This is a genomic window from Providencia sp. PROV272, from assembly GCF_049901975.1.
Classification (GTDB): domain Bacteria; phylum Pseudomonadota; class Gammaproteobacteria; order Enterobacterales; family Enterobacteriaceae; genus Providencia; species Providencia stuartii.
The window spans coordinates 3817321-3837010 of sequence record NZ_CP096291.1 but is presented as its reverse complement, the minus strand read 5'-3'; the positions used below and the strand labels follow the sequence as shown (position 1 = coordinate 3837010).

Here is a 19690-nt window from a genome sequence, read left to right as displayed (position 1 = left end):
GGGGGATCATGAAAGGGATTATATTGGCTGGTGGTTCGGGAACGCGTTTGCATCCGATTACACGGGGCATCTCGAAACAGTTATTACCTATCTATGATAAACCGATGATCTATTATCCATTGTCAGTACTGATGTTGGCAGGGATCCGGGAGATATTGATTATTTCTACTCCGGATGATCTGCCCATGTTTAAACGCTTACTTGGTGATGGACATGAGTTTGGCATTCAGCTGAGTTATGCCGAGCAGCCTTCACCGGATGGCCTTGCTCAAGCGTTTATTATTGGTGAAGAGTTTATCAATGGTGATGCATGCTGCTTGGTGCTAGGTGACAACATCTTCTTTGGTCATTCATTTAGTCCAAAACTGAAATCCGTTGCGGCAAGAACACAAGGTGCCACGGTATTTGGTTATCAAGTTATGGATCCAGAGCGTTTTGGTGTGGTGGAGTTTGATGATGACTTCAAAGTGTTATCCATCGAAGAAAAACCGAAAAAGCCGCTTTCTAACTGGGCGGTGACGGGGCTTTATTTCTACGATAATCAGGTCGTTGATTTCGCTAAGCAGGTGAAACCTTCAGAGCGAGGGGAGCTGGAAATTACCTCTATCAACCAAATGTATTTGGACAAAGGTGAGCTAAACGTCGAACTGTTGGGGCGTGGCTTTGCATGGCTAGATACGGGCACTCACGATAGCTTAATTGAAGCGGGTACTTTTGTACAAACGGTTGAAAAACGTCAAGGTTTCAAAGTCGCCTGTTTAGAAGAAATTGCATGGCGTAATGGTTGGTTGTCTGATGAGCAAGTTCAGGCATCGGCAAAACAACTGAGTAAAACGGGTTATGGCCAATATTTAGAGGATCTCCTCCGTGTCCGTCCGCGCCAGTATTGATTGTCTACAATGGGAGTCTGATTTTTTCGGACTCTCTACGGCGAAACTAGATTTCGCAGCGCCACACGCTGAGACGGTTCTTGCAAGCCAATTAGACGGTTATGCTATTACTCAAGCCAAGATACTTGCTAGTGATACTGAGCGTTTAGATGGGCTAATGCAGCTTGGTTTCTCTCTCGTCGAAGGTGAAATTGATTTTGCGCTGACTATTGGCACAGAAAATGCTTATTTAAAAAGTCGATTAGTGGCAACAGATCGGGTTGAACCCGCTGTTGCGGAAGATATTCCTGTATTACGCCATGCGGCGGCACAAGTGTTTAGCCAAAGCCGTTTTCGGTCTCCTTGGTATCGTGAAGGCGACAGTGGGCGTTTTTATGCACTATGGATAGAAAAAGCGGTTTTAGGCACATTTGACCATACTTGTTTATTAGTAAAAGACGCGTCGGGGGATATCTTAGGCTTTGTGAGTTTGAGACACCTTGATGATGACACAGCGCGTATCGGCCTACTCGCTGTTATGCCTAGCGCTACTGGGCGAGGAATTGGCCGTAAATTGATGTCCGCAGCCGTTGTCTGGTGTGAGCAACACGAAAAAAGACAGTTAAATGTGGCTACCCAAATCAGCAACATTGCGGCATTAAATCTTTATTCACGTAGTGGTGCTTCGGTTGCTAGCACTGCTTATTGGTTATATAGGGGACAACATGATTCCATTTAATAAACCACCCGTTGTAGGAACTGAATTAACGTATATGAAGCAAGCCATGGAAAGCGGCAAGCTATGTGGTGATGGTGGTTTTACAAAACGTTGTGAAGAGTGGATGGAAAAGCGCTTTGATTGCCCTAAAGTCCAGTTAACACCTTCTTGTACCGCTTCGTTAGAGATGGCGGCGATCCTAATTAACATCAAGCCTGGTGATGAAGTGATCATGCCAAGCTTTACCTTCGTTTCTACCTCAAATGCGTTTGTATTAAGAGGGGCTACCATTGTTTTCGTGGATGTACGTCCAGACACCATGAACATGGATGAAACAAAAATTGAAGCTGCAATCACCGAACGTACTCGTGCTATCGTTCCAGTCCATTATGCGGGCGTCGCTTGCGAAATGGATACCATCATGGCTATCGCGAAAAAACATAACCTATTTGTGATTGAAGATGCGGCACAAGGTGTTATGTCGACATACAAAGGCCGAGCATTAGGTACTATTGGTCATATCGGCTGCTATAGTTTCCATGAAACGAAAAACTACTCGTCAGGAGGTGAAGGCGGGGCAACACTGGTCAATGATAAGTCGTTGATTAACCGTGCCGAAGTGATCCGTGAAAAAGGAACTAACCGCAGTCAGTTTTTCCGTGGTCAGGTAGATAAGTACACTTGGCGTGATATTGGTTCCAGCTATCTCTTGTCAGATTTACAAGCGGCTTATTTGTGGGCTCAGCTTGAAGAAGCTGAAAAAATCAATGATCGCCGATTGCTACTATGGCAACGCTACTATGAGGCGTTATCACCATTAGCGCAGGAAGGTAAACTTGCATTACCTATCGTGCCCGAAGGGTTAGTGCATAACGCCCATATGTTCTACATCAAGCTAAAAGATGTTGAAGAGCGTACTGCTTTTAATGAATACATGAAATCAAATGGCGTTTTAACGGTGTTCCACTATGTTGCGTTGCATACTAGCCCTGCTGGGGAAGAATTTGGACGTTTCCACGGTGAAGACCGTTATACGACCAGTGAAAGTGACCGTTTAGTGCGTCTGCCTATGTTCTACAATATGACAGATGATGAACAACAAACGGTAATTGCAAAAATTAAGGCGTTTTTTGCCTAATGTCGTTAGCCAAAGCTTCAGTTTGGACTGCTGGGTCTACCCTGATAAAAATCGGGGCAGGCCTACTTATCGTCAAATTATTAGCAGTCACGTTTGGCCCGAGTGGGGTTGGTCTGGCGGGGAACTTCCGCCAGTTAATCACAGTGTTGGGTGTTTTATCGGGAGCGGGTATTTTTAATGGTGTGACTAAATATGTCGCAGAACACCATCAAGACCCTGAAAAGTTACGTGCGGTATTAGGGACATCATCAACACTTATTCTTGGTTTTTCGACACTATTAGCGCTGATATTCCTGTTTTTTAGTGGCCCAATAAGTGAAGGGCTATTCGACAGCAAGGACTATCAATCTGTTATTCAGGCGGTTGCCTTTATTCAGATGGGCATTGCTTACGCTAACTACTTCTTGGCGATCCTTAAAGGTTATCGAGACGCATCGGGTAATGCTCAATCGATTATCTTTGGGAGTATAATTGGTGTAGTTGCTTATTATTTATGCTACACATTAGGTGGTTATGATGGCGCTTTAGCAGGCTTGGCATTGGTTCCTGCATTAGTGGTTTTACCTGCTGCCTTGATGATGATTCGCCGTAAGCGGTTTGCATTATCGATGTTAAAGCCTGCTTGGGATAAAGCCGTAGCGACTAACCTAGGCAAATTTACCATTATGGCGTTAATTACGTCGGTGACTTTGCCCGTTGCCTATATCATGATGCGGAATTTGCTCGCAGCACAATATAGTTGGGATGATGTAGGCTTATGGACAGGGGTTAGCACAATTTCAGATGCTTACTTGCAGTTTATTACCGCGACATTTTCTGTGTATTTGCTGCCTACACTCTCTCGGCTACAACATAAAAATGAAATTTCTGCTGAGATCCTTAAGACGTTAAAATTTGTGTTACCTGCTGTCGCCGTAGCCAGTTTTATGGTGTGGCTATTACGTGACTTTGCGATTTGGTTGCTGTTTTCTGAAAAATTTAATGGAATGCGAGACTTATTCGCATGGCAATTAGTGGGCGATGTGCTGAAAGTCGGTGCATATGTCTTTGGTTATCTTGTGATTGCGAAGGCAGCATTGCGTTTTTATATTTTAACTGAGGTGAGCCAGTTTATTCTCTTAATGGGCTTTTCCCATTGGCTGATACCTATGCACGGGGCTGTAGGGGCAACACAAGCCTATATGGCGACATATATCGTGTATTTTCTCCTCTGTTGTTGCGTATTTTTGATTTACCGTAGGCGAGTATGACAACCTTAATACATGTACTGGGATCTGAACTCCCTCACCATAATCAAACGGTGTTGACGTTTTTTAATGACGTGATCTGTAAGGAAAATACAGCGTCACAAAAACCCCATTTTATGGTGGTTAGTCGCGATACTCAGCTTGCGGCTGCATATCCAAAGCTGAATATCGATGTTTTTGAAAGTAAAAAAGCGATAGCGAATGCGGTGATCCAACGTGCAATGGCAGATCGCCGAGAACGTTTTTTCTTTCATGGTCAGTTTAACGCGCCGATTTGGTTAGCCCTCCTATTTGGTAAAATTAAATCTCACCAGTTTTGGTGGCATATTTGGGGTGCAGACCTGTATGAAAAGTCAAAATCATTAAAGTTTAAGCTTTTTTATGTATTGCGTCGTTTGGCGCAAAAAAAAGTGGGGCACGTTTGTGCGACCCGCGGTGATTTATGTTATTTCCAGCAATCTAACCCAAAAGTACCGGCCTCAATTTTATACTTCCCAACACGAATGGATCCTGCTCTGACGTTAAATGAGCGTCCAGCGCGTCAGGGCGAGACATTGACAATCCTATTAGGTAACTCAGGTGATCAATCAAATCGTCATATAGAGGCTCTGGGCGCGATTAAACAGCAATTTGGTGAGCAAGTTAAGGTCATCGTACCGATGGGGTATCCGGATAATAACCAAGCTTATATCCAACAGGTCGAGAAGGCGGCTCAAACGCTATTTAAGGCAGACCAAGTCAGTATCTTAAAAGAGCGGATGGCGTTTGCGGATTACCTCGATTTATTGAGGACATGTGATTTAGGCTATTTTATCTTTAATCGCCAGCAAGGGGTGGGAACGCTGTGCCTGTTGATCCAGTTTGGTATCCCGTTTGTGATCAGCCGACAAAATACCTTTTGGCAGGATTTAACGGCACAGAATGTGCCCGTCTTTTTCTATGGCGATGAGCTATCGTTAGGCCTTGTTGATGAGGCTCAGCGGCAAATGACGTTGCTGGATAAACAACATATCGATTTTTTTGCCCCTAACTTTACGGATGGTTGGAAAACGATTTTAGGTGTTGCGGAGGAGCAGGCATGACCTTAGCCGAGTTAGGGGGCTTATCGCTTGTCTATCTAATCTCCATTATCTTTATCGGAACACTGCTCTACACAGAGTTTCGACGTGTACGTTTTAATTTTAATATTTTCTTTTCGCTGTTGTATTTACTGACATTTTATTTTGGTTTTCCGCTGACTTGTGCTTTGGTTTTCCAATTTGATGTGGCAGTTGTTCCGGCTGAGTACTTGCTCTACGCTCAACTGGCGGCAACCAGTTTTTATGCTATTTATTATGTTGCTTATAAAACACGCCTAACCAAAAGTGCGACCACTGCTAAGCGACCGCTCTTCACCATGAATAAAGTGGAAACGAACCTAACCTGCTTATTGTTGATTGCGGTTGCGGTGGTGACAGTAGGGATCTTTTTCTTACAGAATGGTTTTTTACTGTTCAAACTTAAATCGTATAGCCAAATATTCTCCAGTCAGGTTTCAGGGGTCGCGCTAAAGCGCTTTTTCTACTTCTTTATCCCTGCAATGTTGATTGTGTACTTCTTGCGACCATCACAAAAACGCTGGCTTTTCTTTCTCGTCAGTACCGTTGCATTCGGTTTTCTGACGTATGTGATTGTTGGCGGAACGCGAGCCAATATCATTATTGCATTCGCCCTATTTTTGTTTATTGGTATCGTCAGAAGGTGGATCACACTTTGGATGCTAGTGGCGGCAGGTGTCGCGAGTATTATCGGTATGTTCTGGCTAGCGTTAAAACGCTATGGCCTTGATGTGAGTGGTGCAGAGGCGTTTTATACCTTCTTATATCTGACCCGAGATACCTTCTCACCATGGGAAAATCTTGCTCTATTGTTGAGTCACTATGACAAGATAGAATTCCAAGGTTTGGCGCCTATTGTGCGTGATTTTTATGTCTTCATTCCATCGTGGTTATGGCCTGAGCGACCTGACACGGTACTGAACTCAGCAAACTACTTTACTTGGGAAGTGCTCAATAACCACTCTGGATTGGCAATTTCGCCTACATTGATTGGTTCATTAGTGGTGATGGGGGGCGTGCCATTTATCCTACTCGGTGCGATTGTGGTTGGGTTAATCATTAAATGGTTTGACTGGATCTACGGCATGAGCCTAAAAGAGTCAAATCGCTATAAAGCCGCCATTATGCAAGCTTTTTGCTTTGGGGCTATTTTTAACATCATTGTGTTAGCACGTGAAGGGGTCGACTCCTTCGTGTCACGCGTAGTCTTTTTCTGCCTCATTTTCGGACTTTGTTTGATTCTGGCGAAATTACTGTACTGGTTATTTGAAAGTGCGGGGCTTATTCGGGCAAAAACAGCTTCTTACTTAGGAAGCCAACGTCGCGGAGACCGCTAAAGGAGCATTATGGAACAGCAATCTATTCCACAATATAGTATCAGAGGCCACCAAATATGGGGCTTCAAAGATATGACGCATTTTCTGGATCACCTATTTGCAGACGGTGAAACAAAATCAGGTACGCTGGTGGCTATCAATGCTGAAAAAGTGATGACAGCAGAAAAGGATGCGGCATTAAATACGTTGCTTGGGCAAGCGGAATATCTCTATGCAGATGGTATCAGTATTGTGCGCGCTATTCGCCGTAAATACCCTCAAGCGCAAGTCTCTCGTGTAGCGGGAGCTGATCTTTGGGAAGCGTTAATGGAACGCGCAGGGAAAGAAGGCACGCCTGTTTTTTTAGTTGGTGGTAAGCCGGAGATCCTTGAGCAAACAGAGAATAAGCTACGAGCGCAGTGGAATGTGAATATTGTTGGCTCACAAAATGGCTATTTTACGGCAGAGGATAGAGATGCTCTGTTTGAGCGAATTCGAGCCAGCGGCGCAAAAATTGTAACAGTCGCGATGGGGTCACCCAAGCAAGAGATCTTAATGCGCGATTGTCGAAAAGTTTACCCAGATGCACTCTATATGGGCGTTGGTGGCACTTACGATGTCTTTACTGGGCACGTAAAACGCGCCCCTAAAGTCTGGCAAAATTTAGGATTAGAGTGGTTATATCGCTTATTATCTCAGCCGACCCGCATTAAAAGACAGTTTAAATTGTTGAAATTTTTAGCTTACTACTATGGCGGCAAGCTGTAGTTTTGCATAGCATGTCACGGCGTAAGTTACCTTTATTGCGCTGTGACATGTCACCATCTTGTCAATTTTCACCTCCCTTTAATAACATAAACGTTACTTCTGGTCTCTTTCTTCAATTATTTCTATAATTCATCAAAAATACATGTAAGTTACGAGCTTTCGGTTCAAACACTGGAATATGTCATTTTTTTCGACTGATAAAACAGTCTTTTTATGAATATTGATTGTGCTTATTACTATAAATACTCATAAGCCATGATTTATCTTTTTTGTTACGACAGGGGAATTTATGGAGAATTCACAGCAAGGGCTACAGCGAGGCTTAGAGGCACGTCATATTGAGCTGATTGCACTAGGTGGAACAATCGGTGTTGGCCTTTTTATGGGATCAGCGAGCACCTTAAAGTGGGCAGGTCCTTCAGTATTGTTAGCCTATATTATTGCAGGCATTTTTGTCTTTTTTATTATGCGCTCAATGGGGGAAATGTTGTTTGTAGAGCCTGTGACAGGCTCTTTTGCTGCCTTTGGTTATAAATATTTAAGCCCATTTTGGGGATGTTTAACGGCGTGGGGCTACTGGTTTATGTGGGTGGCTGTAGGTATCTCAGAGATCACCGCCATCGGCTCTTATGCTTCCTATTGGTTCCCCGATGCACCTCAGTGGGTATTTGCCTTAACCGCCGTTATCTTGGTGGCCTTAGCGAACCTTGCGGCGGTTAGGTTGTATGGTGAGCTAGAATTTTGGTTTGCGATGATAAAGGTGACAACTATTGTTGTCATGATTTTAATCGGCTTAGGGCTAATATTCCTTGGGATCGGTAACCATTTTGAGCCAATAGGCCTTGGTAATTTAACAGAGCATGGCGGTTTTTTTGCGGGGGGTTGGAAAGGGTTCCTGTTTGCATTATGTATTGTTGTCGCTTCTTACCAAGGGGTAGAGCTAGTGGGGATCACCGCCGGTGAAGCTAAAAATCCACAGGTTACGTTGAAAAAGGCGATCAATAATATTCTATGGCGTATTTTAATTTTTTATGTCGGCGCCATTTTTATTGTCGTGACTTTGTTCCCTTGGACTGAAGTTGGTCAACAAGGTAGCCCATTTGTACTGACCTTTGCAAAAGTTGGTATTGTTTCGGCGGCGGCTGTCATTAACTTTGTCGTACTAACTGCCGCGTTGTCCGGTTGTAATAGTGGCATGTACAGTGGAGGGCGAATGCTGTATGCGTTAGCTCAAAACAAGCAACTACCACCTTCATTATTGAAACTCACACGTAATGGCGTGCCAGCGCGCTGTGTTGGCTTCACGATACTGTGCCTATTAGTCGGCTCAAGTTTAAATTATATTATTCCTGACTCAGAGAAAGTCTTTGTTTATGTCTATAGTGCGAGCGTTCTACCCGGTATGGTGCCTTGGTTGGTTATTTTGACTAGTCAGCTCCGCTTTCGTCAGCAAAACAAAGATAAGCTAGCTCAACACCCATTTAAATCCATTTTATTTCCTTGGGTGAACTATGCCACCTTACTGTTTTTAGTTTGTGTGTTGGTAGGGATGGCGATTAACCCTGAGACGCGGTTATCGTTAATTGTTGGCGCTATCTTTTTAGCGGTAGTGTCTATCCTGTACTTTTTGCTCCGGATCATCAATCGTGGTAAAGGTGATAGTACAATCCACTCTTGATGATATTTTTATTTAACATTTTCGTGATAAAGAGAGGAAAAATGCTCTCTTTATCGACAAAACGAGCAAAAGGCAAGCAATCGATATTTTTATTGAAAAAAGGACTAGACAGGGAGTGATTAAATCCGTACTATCCACACCCGCAACGGCGTTAAGCGCCCGTAGCTCAGCTGGATAGAGCGCTGCCCTCCGGAGGCAGAGGTCTCAGGTTCGAATCCTGTCGGGCGCGCCATTAAATTAGCGTGCGGCTACGGTTGGCAAGACAATGTTGTATGTAGTATAATAGCAACGCTTTGAATAAAGTGAAGTTATGGTGGCTATAGCTCAGTTGGTAGAGCCCTGGATTGTGATTCCAGTTGTCGTGGGTTCGAGTCCCATTAGCCACCCCATTCTTTTGTGACATTGCGAGGGTGGCGGAATTGGTAGACGCGCTAGCTTCAGGTGTTAGTGTCCTCAGGACGTGGGGGTTCAAGTCCCCCCTTTCGCACCACGAAAAGAGTGAAGAAAATACAAATAGTATCGGCGAGTAGCGCAGCTTGGTAGCGCAACTGGTTTGGGACCAGTGGGTCGGAGGTTCGAATCCTCTCTCGCCGACCAAATTTAGAAAACTCCGCTTTGAATAAGCGGGGTTTTTGCTTTTTAGCGCATACCCATTATCGGCGGAATCAATCCTTTTCCTCTTCTAGCTTATCTAATCTTTCGCACTTGATTGTTGTGTGGTCATTATCCCTCGACCTGAAATGTTGTTTACTTCCCTATGTTTTTCACTGTTTTTAAATGCAGACTGGACGTGCTATTTTTGGGGAATAAACTATCTCTAATTAATTGCTTTTATTGGTTATTTTTCATTGATAATAGTTGATGTCGTAAAATAGATACAAAGCTATATTTTGCTGTCTCCAAATGGAGACATATAACATCATGATTTATATGAATAAATAACTAATAGTTATTTGGTGTCTCTGAATTGAGACAGCGAAGTCGGGCTGTCGTCATGATGGATAGCGAGTATCGCTGGCTAACATAGCGGATATTTGAAAAAAACGATGTCATCTCGCAGGCTTGCTAAAAAAACGGGATAAAAAATAGCCATATTTCTGTTTTGGAAAAGTTGGCACGCATCCTGCATTACTTATTATGTAGATGCTCATTCCACTCATTATGATAGCAATGCTTCATAAACCTAGGAATGATGCAAAGCCGATTATCGGTGCCTATTGTCCAATATAGATGAACAAGAGCTCATCCTCTTCTCATCAACCCATGGACGAAACGTTGAGTGAGGCACCATCCGTCTGTAGACCTGATTGTATATTTACACCTGTCATTGTTGGCAGGTGTTTTTTTTTTGCATGCGAACTCATCAGCCAAAACTGATCCCCTCTTGAACCGTATTTTGTTGCTTGAGGAAATCAGTTCACATCATACATTAGATTAATTTTTTCTGTTACAGAACCATTTGCTAAACCAACGAGTAATGTAGGTATAGCAAAGAATAATGAATGTAATGATGAAGATGTCTTTGTTTAAATCAACGGTATTGAAACCGATAATCGTGATAAAAACAAAGGGTGACAAAATGAGAAGTAAAAGATCAAAAAATATTTGCAGTCGATTTGGGGTTGCAATAATCCAGCACCAAATAGTTTTAATTACATTCATGTAGATATCCTGAGTCCGGTTAAATCAAAGGCAATGTATTATTTATACACTATGTAAATGATATATTACAGAACAACAGTTGCTTTGTTTGATGTTATGCGAAAATCAATTATTTTTCAGCTTTATTTGTGCGCTTTTAATTTCATAATGCACAGTTAAGTTCTTTTTTAGATGGGTTTAATAAGTAGGTTGACTATTAATCATAAGATGGTTAATAAAAAATATTCAATTCGCGAATTCAGATAATAAGTGCAACGCTCGGTCATGTTAGATGGAAGGACGGTTAGCTACTGATAAGCTATCCTGCTCTTCCGACCAAAGATGAGCGAGTAAGTATGAAGTATCAGCAACTAACCGAAGGACAACGATACCAGATATCGATACTGCGTGAGGATAATTTATCCTGCCATGAGATAGGTATCCGTATCGGTGTAAGCAAGTCCACGGTCTCCCGTGAACTGAGGCGTAACACTTCAGATACTGGTTATAACCCACAACAGGCACACCAGAAGTGCTGTGATAGGCGGCTGTCATCTGCCAAAAGGACAATTCCTCAGCAGACCATAGATTTCGTGATATTTGCTCTGGAGTGGAAGTGGAGTCCTGAGCAAATAAGTGCAATTGGCAGCATTATTGGTCTTAGCGTCAGCCATGAATGGATTTACCAGTATATCTATGCGGATAAGCGTAGCGGTGGCGAGTTGTACAGGCATCTTAGGCAGGGCAAACGGCGATATCGTAAGGGCTACGGGCAGAAACGAGGGCGCATCCCTGATGCGGTATCCATTGAGCTACGGCCGTCAGTCGTCGATGACCGTAGCCGTCTGGGGGACTGGGAGGCCGATTTGGTGCAGGGTAAACAGGGCACTGGTGCTATCGTGACACTGGCAGAACGCAAAAGCCGTATTTACCTGACAAAAAAGGTGTTTTCAAAGGATGCGGTGGAAGTCAGTAAGGCCATTATCTCACTGCTGAGTGAGTATCAGGATGTATGTCACACAATAACGTTCGATAACGGTCTAGAGTTTAGTGAGCACAAGGCGATAGCAGAAGCACTGAACGCAGATACGTACTTTGCCCATCCGTATGCCTCGCATGAGCGTGGGCTGAACGAGAATACGAATGGGTTGTTAAGACAGTTTATCCCGAAAGGAACAGACCTGCGGACAGTGACAGAAGAAGACTTACAACGCTATCAGGGAGCGTTGAACAGCAGGCCACGCAAGTGTCTGGGGTTCAGACAACCTTCGGTGGTGTTTGCGGAGCTAAGAAAGGCGGCTTAGCGTTGCACTTCGGACTTGAATCCGCCATTAACTATGATTCTTTTTAGAAGGAATAATAACAAATAAAAAGCTCCGCATATGAACGGAGCTTTTTTATTATAAATATTTATTGCTACGGTTATTAACTTCGATCTTTCTTCAGTGAATGTAGCAACGCTTCTTGGCGAATTTTTGCAGCTTCTTCGGCTTTATGTAGCTTATCTAGCGCATCGGCTAGCCAAGCGGCGTCGTGTGCATCGAAACGCTGTGCTAATGCTGCTTTGAAATAAGACTCCGCGTGTTCCCATTGCGCATGCTGCAAGGCGATTTGCCCCATTGTGCTATTGAGTAATGGCGTAGCTCCAGATTGTTTAACCAACTGTTTTAACACTTTTTCCAGTTGCTCTGGTTTATCACTACGTAGCCTTGGGGCTAACAGTAATAAGCGCTCATCATATTGTTGCTTTAAGCCATCAATAATAATTTTCTCAGCGCTTTCCATATCATTACATTCAATTAAATGTTCAGCTAAGAAAGATTGTAATGCGATTTCATGGCGAATTTTACGTGGCTGTGCTTTCCACCACTCTTTAAGACCTTCGCTACCGTTTTCTGCCATACACTGGTTCATTAACCCCTTATAAGCTTTGAGCTTTAAGGCTTCTAACTCATCTTCACTGTGCAGCTGGACTTTTGCCATGACAGGCAGTAGCTCAATCAGTGCTTGATAAGCGCCAGAACGTAGATAGGCTTGCTCGGCAAGGCGTAAAATCTCAGGGTGTCTTGGGGCTTGATCAAGAAGTTTGTCGATGCCAGTTCGAGCCGCATAGACCTCATCTTCCGCTAATTGAATACGAACACGGCTGATATCTACAGGCAGTTGATCACTGCCAGCCACTTCTGCGGCTCTATTGAGATATTGGTGAGTTCGGTATTCATCACCACGCTGTTGCGCGGCTTCAGCAGCCAGTAAGTAGTTGATAACAGGCTGTTGAGAGAAGTCAGCATGCTTACTCATCAACTTTTCGACTTGATCGAAATCCCCTTCAGCTAGCTTTAAGAGGGCTTTTTGGGTTTGCGAGTGCGCTTTATGGTACTTACGACCACTCACCCAGCCTTTAGTCCGAGAGGTTGTGCTGATAAAACGACGATAGCACCAACCTAAAAAGAGCAATACGAATTGTAGTAATATAAAAGACAGAACTAAACTGGTGACACTGGTCGTAATGTCATAATTATCTGTACGGATGAAGACATAGCCTTGGTGACCGGCTAATAGCGGCCCTAAGATAATGCCTGCGATCAGAACAATAAAGAGGATGAATACTTTAATCATAATTACCCCTTCTGCTCATTAGTTGGTGCTGTAACGACCGAACTTTCTGATTTTTCGGGTTTAGCCTCAGTTTCAGAAGGTTGTTTTTCCTCCTTTACTGCGGGGGTTGCTGACGCTTTTGCACTTTCCTCTGATTGGGCAAGTAGGTTACGAACACGTGCCTGCATAACTTTTTCAAGTTTTGGCTGACTTTCTAATGTATCAGGCATTTCAGTGTCGATTGATTGATTAAGTAACTCATCAACTTCAGCAAGGAAAGCTTTGGTTGCCGGTGCATTCACATCAAAATAGGCACGTACCCAAGTAGAGACTTGCTCTAAAGATTGCTTATAGGTCTCTTCTTGATAGCGAGGAACCGCTTGTGCAGCAATGAGTAATTGAGAACGAATGTTTTCACGTAAATAGATGTCCTGATTTGGCGCAAGCAGTGGCGCTTCAGAGCCATCACGAGCACGTACAGTAATAAAATCACTGGTAAAGCTTTTCCAACTGCGTGATAAGTTCTGTTTCCAGTCGGCAATATCACCGGAGACCTGTTCGTCATCATCAACTTTGGCATCACCGCTATTGATATCGTTTAGGCGCAAGTTGTCAACTTCATTACTTAACTGGTTCAAACGTAGAATAATACCGTCGTAATCGACTTGGTTGATAGCCGCTAAGCTAGCAATATCATTTTTAATCGCTTTACGAATATCCAAAAGGCTAGGATCATTCATCTCTGCAAGGCTGGAATCGGCGCTTTTCAAAAGTACGGCGGCAGTAACTGGGTCGTGATCATTCCACAATTTTCTGCCTGCCATTTTGACCATAAAGTCAGCTTGCGCCAGTAACCAGCTTTTTACGTCTGAACTGGATAATGCATTGACGTGCGCTTGTAGCTCTTGCATACGGCGGTTTAGTTGATCTTCATACTCGCGAGCTTGTGAGCTTAGTGCTGACTGTGAAGCGACCAGAGAATCTAAACGTTGCCTATCCGCTTTTTGTTGTTCAATTAATTCACTCAACTGTTTTTTTAACTCACTATTTTCATTAGCGAGTTGTGTATTACTTTGTTGAGTAAAATAATAAATACCACCGCCGATAGCGATGATAATAGCGATAGCGATGGCACTACCGATGAGACCAGAACGTTTTTGCTCCGAAGACGGCTTAGTTTGGCGGTTGTTTGGGGTATCCGCGACAGTATCGTTGTTGACCGTTTCGGTAGATTTATTGTGTTCCGTCATAAATTAGCATCCCATGTCGGTTGAGAGTAATGCTTCTAATAAAGCATTATTATCTGCGCTATTTGCCACACAGACCTGTTGCCAGCCAATTTGGCGAGCTTGGTCTGCAATCCGTTCGCTGACAACCAATAAACGGCGATTAAACCACCATGCTTTTGTATTTTCAGCGATCAATTCATTTAATAAGGCTAACATTTGACCACTACTGATAACAATATCTGTAATGCCCTTATTAACCCATTGTTGATTAAACTCTGCTTTATCATACAAAACAGGGTGTCTTGTATAACATTCGCAATATTCCACCTGCGCTCCCCTAGACCGTAACGTAGAGGCGAGGAGTTCCCTACCACCATTGCCCCGTAAGAGCAGCGCACGTTTCCCTTCAAGAAACTGTAATTCAGGAAGGCTTAGCAATGCTTCGCTGGTTTCGCCATGCTCAGGCCAGCGGATCATTTTGCTTGTTAGCGCCTCAAAATACTGACCAGTTGAACGACCGATCCCATAATAGGATAACTTATCTGACCAGTTGCGTCCTGCTTGTTTAAGGGTTAAATCTGCATACCAGACCGCATTTTTAGATAAAAGAAAAACTAAATCATTTTGAGTGAGCTGTTGAAGGCGTGATCCGAGTAAGTCTAATTCAGCCCCCGGCCCCACCTGAATAAGTGGCAAAGCGAATGCTTCTGCCCCTTTTGCTTTGATGGCAGCAACAAGCTCAGAGCCAGCAGGCTCCGGCCGAGTGACTAATACCTTCATGCTGGCGGATTTCCTTGGTAAACTTCCGCCAGTATTTCACGTGCACCTTTATCAAGCAGCTCCTCAGCGAGGGAGATACCTGCTTGAGTGGCTTGCTCTGGTGTGGTTAAACGTTCCCCACGGATAACTTGACTGCCATCAGGCGCGCCAACTAGTGCACGTAGCCAAATTTGTCCATCTTGCCAAATTGCATAGCTACCGATAGGCACTTGGCAGCCTCCTTCAAGGCGCATGTTCATTGCACGTTCAGCAAGCACACAGACAGAAGTATTATCATCATTAAGCTTTTCAAGTAGTTGGCGAGTGCGTTCATCATCTAGGCGGCATTCGATGCCCACCGCACCTTGCCCAACTGCGGGCAGAGATTGCTCTGGTGCTAATGCTGTACGAATTCGCGCTTCTAGACCTAACCGTTTCAGCCCAGCAACAGCCAAAATGATGGCATCATATTCCCCGTTATCCAGCTTTGAGAGACGCGTACCAACATTACCTCGTAGGTCACGGATAACAAGGTCAGGGCGTAGTTCCCTTAATTGGCATTGGCGGCGTAGGCTGGATGTACCAACGACACTGCCCGCAGGTAGTGCATCAAGACTATCATATTGATTAGACACGAAAGCATCGCGGGGATCTTCACGTTCACAAATTGTCACCAGCCCTAGGCCCTCAGGGAATTCAACGGGAACATCTTTCATTGAGTGAACGGCAATATCGGCCCGTTTTTCCAGCAGGGCAAGCTCTAGCTCTTTAACAAAGAGGCCTTTACCGCCGACTTTGGCGAGTGGCGTATCTAGAATGATATCGCCTTTAGTGACCATGGGAACTAGCTCAACTTGTAAGCCTGGATGAAATTGCTCTAGCTTCTCTTTAACAAAGTAAGCTTGCCACAGAGCTAAAGGGCTTTTACGTGTTGCAATACGGACAATATTCGTTGATGTCATTTCGCTGCTTTCTCAGGCATAAACTGCCATAGATTAACTATACAATTATCCCTAGTTTTAACATTTTAGCGATGGGTTTTCCAGTTAGGGCCTCCTAAACCCTCCGTTTATAGAGCGCATTATTCATAAAAATCTTCTCTTTATGATTGAGATAAATAAGAGGGAGCCATCGTAAACAGAGAGTGCCATCCCTATTTTTTTAGCTATTTGTGCTGTGCAGGGAGTAAAAAAGTTTCAATTTACGTCAATCTAGTGGTGAAGCGTTCAAGCATAGGCGCAATGCGAATTAGATTTGAAATAGGCGCTGGATGTATGTTTTTTGAACGAACGAACAATTTGTTATTATTCCATTGATAAACAAGGGATATTCGGGGGTTATAAAAAATAAAAAGCCTTTTTATACAATATGTTGAAAATTAATTTGTATCAAAAATACACAGATAAAATTATGTGATCTACTTTACCCTTTTGCTGCAAGGTGTTAAATTGATCACGTTTCCGACAATTCATTTGAAAAAAATTTTAAATATATTTCTATCTGTTAGGTGCTGGGTTTTACCCAGATTTGTTGTTAAGTTCATTCAGCCAGGCGTATCCCTTGTATCTCTATATTGAAACTTTAAAGCAGAGACTTGATGCGATAAACCAACTTCGGTTAGATCGCGCGACAGCGTCAATGGATGAAACCTTTTGTAAGGTTTACAGCCTGCTGCCTGTCTTGTTTCATTATCATCACCCTATGATACCGGGTTATATCGAAGGGAATGTCCCTTATGGCGTTTGCTTCTTCACCCCCGACAATGACCAAAAACTTTGGTTATCCCAATTTGGCAAGTATCTTCCCAACGCAGAAAAAGCGAATGGTGAGTTACCGATAACGGGAATTTACTCGATGGGTAGCACCTCCTCAGTTGGCCAAAGCCAATGCTCCGATATTGATATCTGGGTCTGCCATCCCTCATGGTTAGATAACGAAGAGAAACGCCTGCTACAAAAAAAATGTACCTTAATCGAGCAGTGGGCAGCTTCTTTAGGCATTGATGTGACAGTCTTCTTAATCGATGAAAACCGTTTTCGCCATCATGCTAGCGGGCATATCGGTGGGGAAGATTGTGGTTCAACACAACATATTTTATTGCTGGATGAATTTTACCGCACCGCAGTACGTATGGCAGGTAAAAGATTGTTATGGACTATGGTGCCAGTTGAAGAAGAGCATCATTACGATGAATATGTTATGGCGCTTTATGCACAAGGTGTATTGACGCCAAATGAATGGCTCGATCTCGGTGGGTTAGGGGAGTTGTCAGCGGCCGAATATTTCGGGGCTAGCTTATGGCAATTATATAAGAGTGTCGATTCCCCTTATAAAGCCGTCTTAAAAAGTTTACTTCTCGAGTCTTATTCGTGGGATTACCCAAAAGGTAAGTTATTAGCATTAGAATTTAAACGTCATCTTCATGCGGGTGAGATAGTTTGTTACGGTCTAGACTCGTATTGTTTGATGTTAGAACGTGTCACCCGTTATTTAATTGAAATAAATGATACCACCCGTCTTGATTTAATCCGCCGCTGTTTCTACCTCAAAGTCTGTGAAAAATTATCTAAAGATACAGAAAATGAATGCTCTGGCTGGCGACGCGATGTGCTATCTCAGTTAGTTGAATCATGGGGATGGGGTGCTGAACGCTTAGCGATGTTAGATTCGCGTAGTCAATGGAAAATTGAACGAGTTCGTGAAGCACACAATGAATTGCTCGATACGATGATGCAAAGCTATCGTAATTTAATCCGTTTTGCGCGTCGTAATAATTTAAGCGTCAGTGCTAGCCCACAAGATATTGGCGTATTGACGCGTAAGTTATACGCAGCGTTTGAAGCGCTACCGGGTAAAGTGACGTTAGTGAACCCACAAATATCACCGGATCTTAGTGAGCAACACCTCACATTTATTTATGTTCCGCCGGGTCGTGCGAATCGTAGTGGTTGGTACTTATATAACCAAGCTCCGTATATTGAAACCATTATTGGTCATCAGCCGCTCGAATATAACCGTTATTTAAATAAACTCGTCGCATGGGCTTATTTTAATGGGTTATTGACCGAAAATACTCAGGTGTATATGCATCATGGGCAATCTCAGTGTGATGAGAAGAAATTATTGGAATTGATGCATGACGTATCAGGGCACTTCCCGATACGCCTACCAGCACCGACGCCCAAAGCATTATATAGCCCCTGTGAAATTCGCCATTTGGCTATCATTGTCAATTTAGAGCAAGACCCCACCCAAGTTTATTCGAATCAAGTTGTGCATTTTGATTTTAGAAAATTAGATGTCTTTAGCTTTGGTCAAGAGCAGCGTTGTCTTATCGGCAGTATTGATTTGCTGTATCGCAACTCATGGAATGAGGTGAGAACGCTTCACTTTAGTGGCGAGCAGTGCATGTTAGAAGCACTTAAAACCATTTTAGGTAAGATGCACCAAGATGCCGCGCCACCAGACGCTGTAGAGGTGTTCTGCTACAGTGAGCATTTGCGTGGGCTAGTCAGAACGCGTGTGCAGCAATTGGTGTCAGAGTGTATTGATTTGCGTTTATCAAGTAACCGTAATGATCCGGGGCGTTTCAAAGCCCTGCGCATTGCCGGACAGACATGGGGCTTGTTCTTTGAACGCTTAAACGTCTCTGTTCAGAAGCTCGAAAATGCGGTGGAGTTTTATGGTGCTATTTCGCATAACAAACTCCATGGTTGGCCAGTAAAACTCAATGCGAAAGAGAACAACCATTTACCAGCGGTTGTCGATGGTTATGCAAGTGAAGGGATCGTACAGTTTTTCTTTGAGAATACAGCGGATAACACAGGGTTTAATATTTATGTGTTGGATGAAGCCAACCGTGTTGAGATCTACTCACATTGTGAAGGCTCTAAAGAAGAGTTGGTGCGTGATGTGAGCCGCTTCTACTCGTCATCTCATGATCGCTTCACATACGGTGCAAGCTTTATTAATTTTAACCTGCCACAGTTTTATCAAATCGTAAACCATCAAGGCAAAAGCCAAGTTATCCCCTTTTCGGGAGGCTCTTGGCCCTTCGATATCGAAAAAGATGAGATGACACACTCAGAGCATTTTGAGTCATCACCTCATCATCGCGCACACTACTATTAATGAGCCTTTAAAATGCGAAAGGTTCACCACTTTGTGTAGCAATCGCCTGTGCAAGCATATCTGTAAAACGTTGGCCTGAACGGTCGCATACCCAGTCGTTATCTTTATAATCGTAGTGATAGCCCCCCTGTTTCGTGGCGAGCCAAATTTGGTGGAAAGGTTCTTGTCGGTTGATGATGATTTTGCTGCCATCTTCAAAACTGAGCGTCATTACGCCACCATTCGTTTCACAATCGATATCCGCATCGCCGTCATAATTATCCAAATGCTCTTCGATTGAAGCCATCATTTGGTCGGCAAGTTGGTGAAATTCACTATCATTCACGGTTAGTTCCCTATTTGTTTAAATCATTCGCTAGTGGAAATTATAGGTGTGAACATCAATGGGGGTCAATTGACGGTAGAAATGTACCGGTACCCTCTGATTTTCCATGATGGCAGTTAAAACATTTGTTGGTGGCTCCCCTTTTAAGCATTATGCTATTGTGGATGGGGAACAAA

Annotated in this window: 15 protein-coding genes and 4 tRNA genes; 14 read left to right on the top strand and 5 right to left on the bottom strand. The window is 43.5% G+C overall.

Annotation, left to right across the window (positions count from 1 at the left end):
- Window positions 1-8: 8 nt before the first annotated feature.
- From rfbA to M1E93_RS17720, 13 genes are all read left to right on the top strand, one after another.
- Window positions 9-890, top strand: a complete 882-nt coding sequence (gene rfbA, locus M1E93_RS17780) for a glucose-1-phosphate thymidylyltransferase RfbA (RefSeq protein ID WP_004915489.1) — start codon at window positions 9-11, stop codon at window positions 888-890.
- On the top strand, window positions 868-1608 hold the full coding sequence (gene rffC / locus M1E93_RS17775; RefSeq protein ID WP_040132555.1) for a dTDP-4-amino-4,6-dideoxy-D-galactose acyltransferase: 741 nt from the start codon (window positions 868-870) through the stop codon (window positions 1606-1608). Before rfbA ends, rffC begins: the two co-directional genes overlap by 23 nt.
- Window positions 1595-2725 carry a dTDP-4-amino-4,6-dideoxygalactose transaminase gene (gene rffA / locus M1E93_RS17770; RefSeq protein ID WP_004915497.1) on the top strand — a complete coding sequence of 377 codons (1131 nt, stop codon included), beginning with the start codon at window positions 1595-1597 and terminating at the stop codon, window positions 2723-2725. Before rffC ends, rffA begins: the two co-directional genes overlap by 14 nt.
- Complete coding sequence (gene wzxE, locus M1E93_RS17765) at window positions 2725-3975, top strand: lipid III flippase WzxE (RefSeq protein ID WP_004915501.1); 1251 nt, start codon at window positions 2725-2727, stop codon at window positions 3973-3975. The genes rffA and wzxE overlap by 1 nt, the downstream gene beginning before the upstream one ends.
- On the top strand, window positions 3972-5054 hold the full coding sequence (locus M1E93_RS17760; RefSeq protein WP_426207041.1) for a TDP-N-acetylfucosamine:lipid II N-acetylfucosaminyltransferase: 1083 nt from the start codon (window positions 3972-3974) through the stop codon (window positions 5052-5054). Before wzxE ends, M1E93_RS17760 begins: the two co-directional genes overlap by 4 nt.
- Complete coding sequence (gene wzyE / locus M1E93_RS17755) at window positions 5051-6406, top strand: ECA oligosaccharide polymerase (protein WP_004915508.1); 1356 nt, start codon at window positions 5051-5053, stop codon at window positions 6404-6406. The genes M1E93_RS17760 and wzyE overlap by 4 nt, the downstream gene beginning before the upstream one ends.
- A gap of 9 nt (window positions 6407-6415) precedes the next feature.
- Window positions 6416-7153 (top strand): lipopolysaccharide N-acetylmannosaminouronosyltransferase, encoded by a 738-nt coding sequence (wecG, locus tag M1E93_RS17750; protein WP_004915511.1) that lies wholly within the window; start codon window positions 6416-6418, stop codon window positions 7151-7153.
- Window positions 7154-7442: 289 nt separating this feature from the next.
- Window positions 7443-8831 carry a bifunctional threonine/serine APC transporter ThrP gene (gene thrP, locus M1E93_RS17745; RefSeq protein ID WP_004915515.1) on the top strand — a complete coding sequence of 463 codons (1389 nt, stop codon included), beginning with the start codon at window positions 7443-7445 and terminating at the stop codon, window positions 8829-8831.
- Window positions 8832-8986: 155 nt separating this feature from the next.
- Window positions 8987-9063, top strand: a tRNA-Arg gene (locus M1E93_RS17740).
- Window positions 9064-9144: 81 nt separating this feature from the next.
- A tRNA-His gene (locus M1E93_RS17735) sits at window positions 9145-9220 on the top strand.
- Between the two features lie 15 nt (window positions 9221-9235).
- Window positions 9236-9321 (top strand) — tRNA-Leu (locus tag M1E93_RS17730).
- Window positions 9322-9351: 30 nt separating this feature from the next.
- A tRNA-Pro gene (locus M1E93_RS17725) sits at window positions 9352-9428 on the top strand.
- Window positions 9429-10828: 1400 nt separating this feature from the next.
- On the top strand, window positions 10829-11776 hold the full coding sequence (locus M1E93_RS17720; RefSeq protein ID WP_140035165.1) for an IS30 family transposase: 948 nt from the start codon (window positions 10829-10831) through the stop codon (window positions 11774-11776).
- Window positions 11777-11897: 121 nt separating this feature from the next.
- Here the strand turns inward: M1E93_RS17720 and hemY are convergent, their stop codons facing one another.
- Genes hemY through hemC form a run of 4 tightly spaced genes read right to left on the bottom strand, consistent with a single transcriptional unit; the run spans window position 11898 to window position 16020 of the window.
- Window positions 11898-13091, bottom strand: coding sequence for a protoheme IX biogenesis protein HemY (hemY, locus tag M1E93_RS17715; protein ID WP_004915525.1), 1194 nt, complete (start codon window positions 13089-13091; stop codon window positions 11898-11900).
- A 2-nt stretch (window positions 13092-13093) separates the two neighbouring features.
- Window positions 13094-14320: a uroporphyrinogen-III C-methyltransferase gene (gene hemX / locus M1E93_RS17710; protein WP_004915527.1), complete on the bottom strand. Its 1227-nt coding sequence runs from the start codon at window positions 14318-14320 to the stop codon at window positions 13094-13096.
- Between the two features lie 3 nt (window positions 14321-14323).
- Window positions 14324-15079: a uroporphyrinogen-III synthase gene (locus M1E93_RS17705; protein WP_004915530.1), complete on the bottom strand. Its 756-nt coding sequence runs from the start codon at window positions 15077-15079 to the stop codon at window positions 14324-14326.
- Entirely contained in the window at window positions 15076-16020 is a 945-nt protein-coding gene (gene hemC / locus M1E93_RS17700; RefSeq protein ID WP_004915533.1) for a hydroxymethylbilane synthase, read from the bottom strand. Before hemC ends, M1E93_RS17705 begins: the two co-directional genes overlap by 4 nt.
- A 598-nt stretch (window positions 16021-16618) precedes the next feature.
- Between hemC and M1E93_RS17695 the strand changes: the two genes are divergently transcribed.
- Complete coding sequence (locus M1E93_RS17695) at window positions 16619-19189, top strand: class I adenylate cyclase (RefSeq protein WP_042116052.1); 2571 nt, start codon at window positions 16619-16621, stop codon at window positions 19187-19189.
- A gap of 7 nt (window positions 19190-19196) precedes the next feature.
- Here the strand turns inward: M1E93_RS17695 and cyaY are convergent, their stop codons facing one another.
- Window positions 19197-19514 (bottom strand): iron donor protein CyaY, encoded by a 318-nt coding sequence (gene cyaY, locus M1E93_RS17690; RefSeq protein WP_004915539.1) that lies wholly within the window; start codon window positions 19512-19514, stop codon window positions 19197-19199.
- Window positions 19515-19690: the final 176 nt, after the last annotated feature.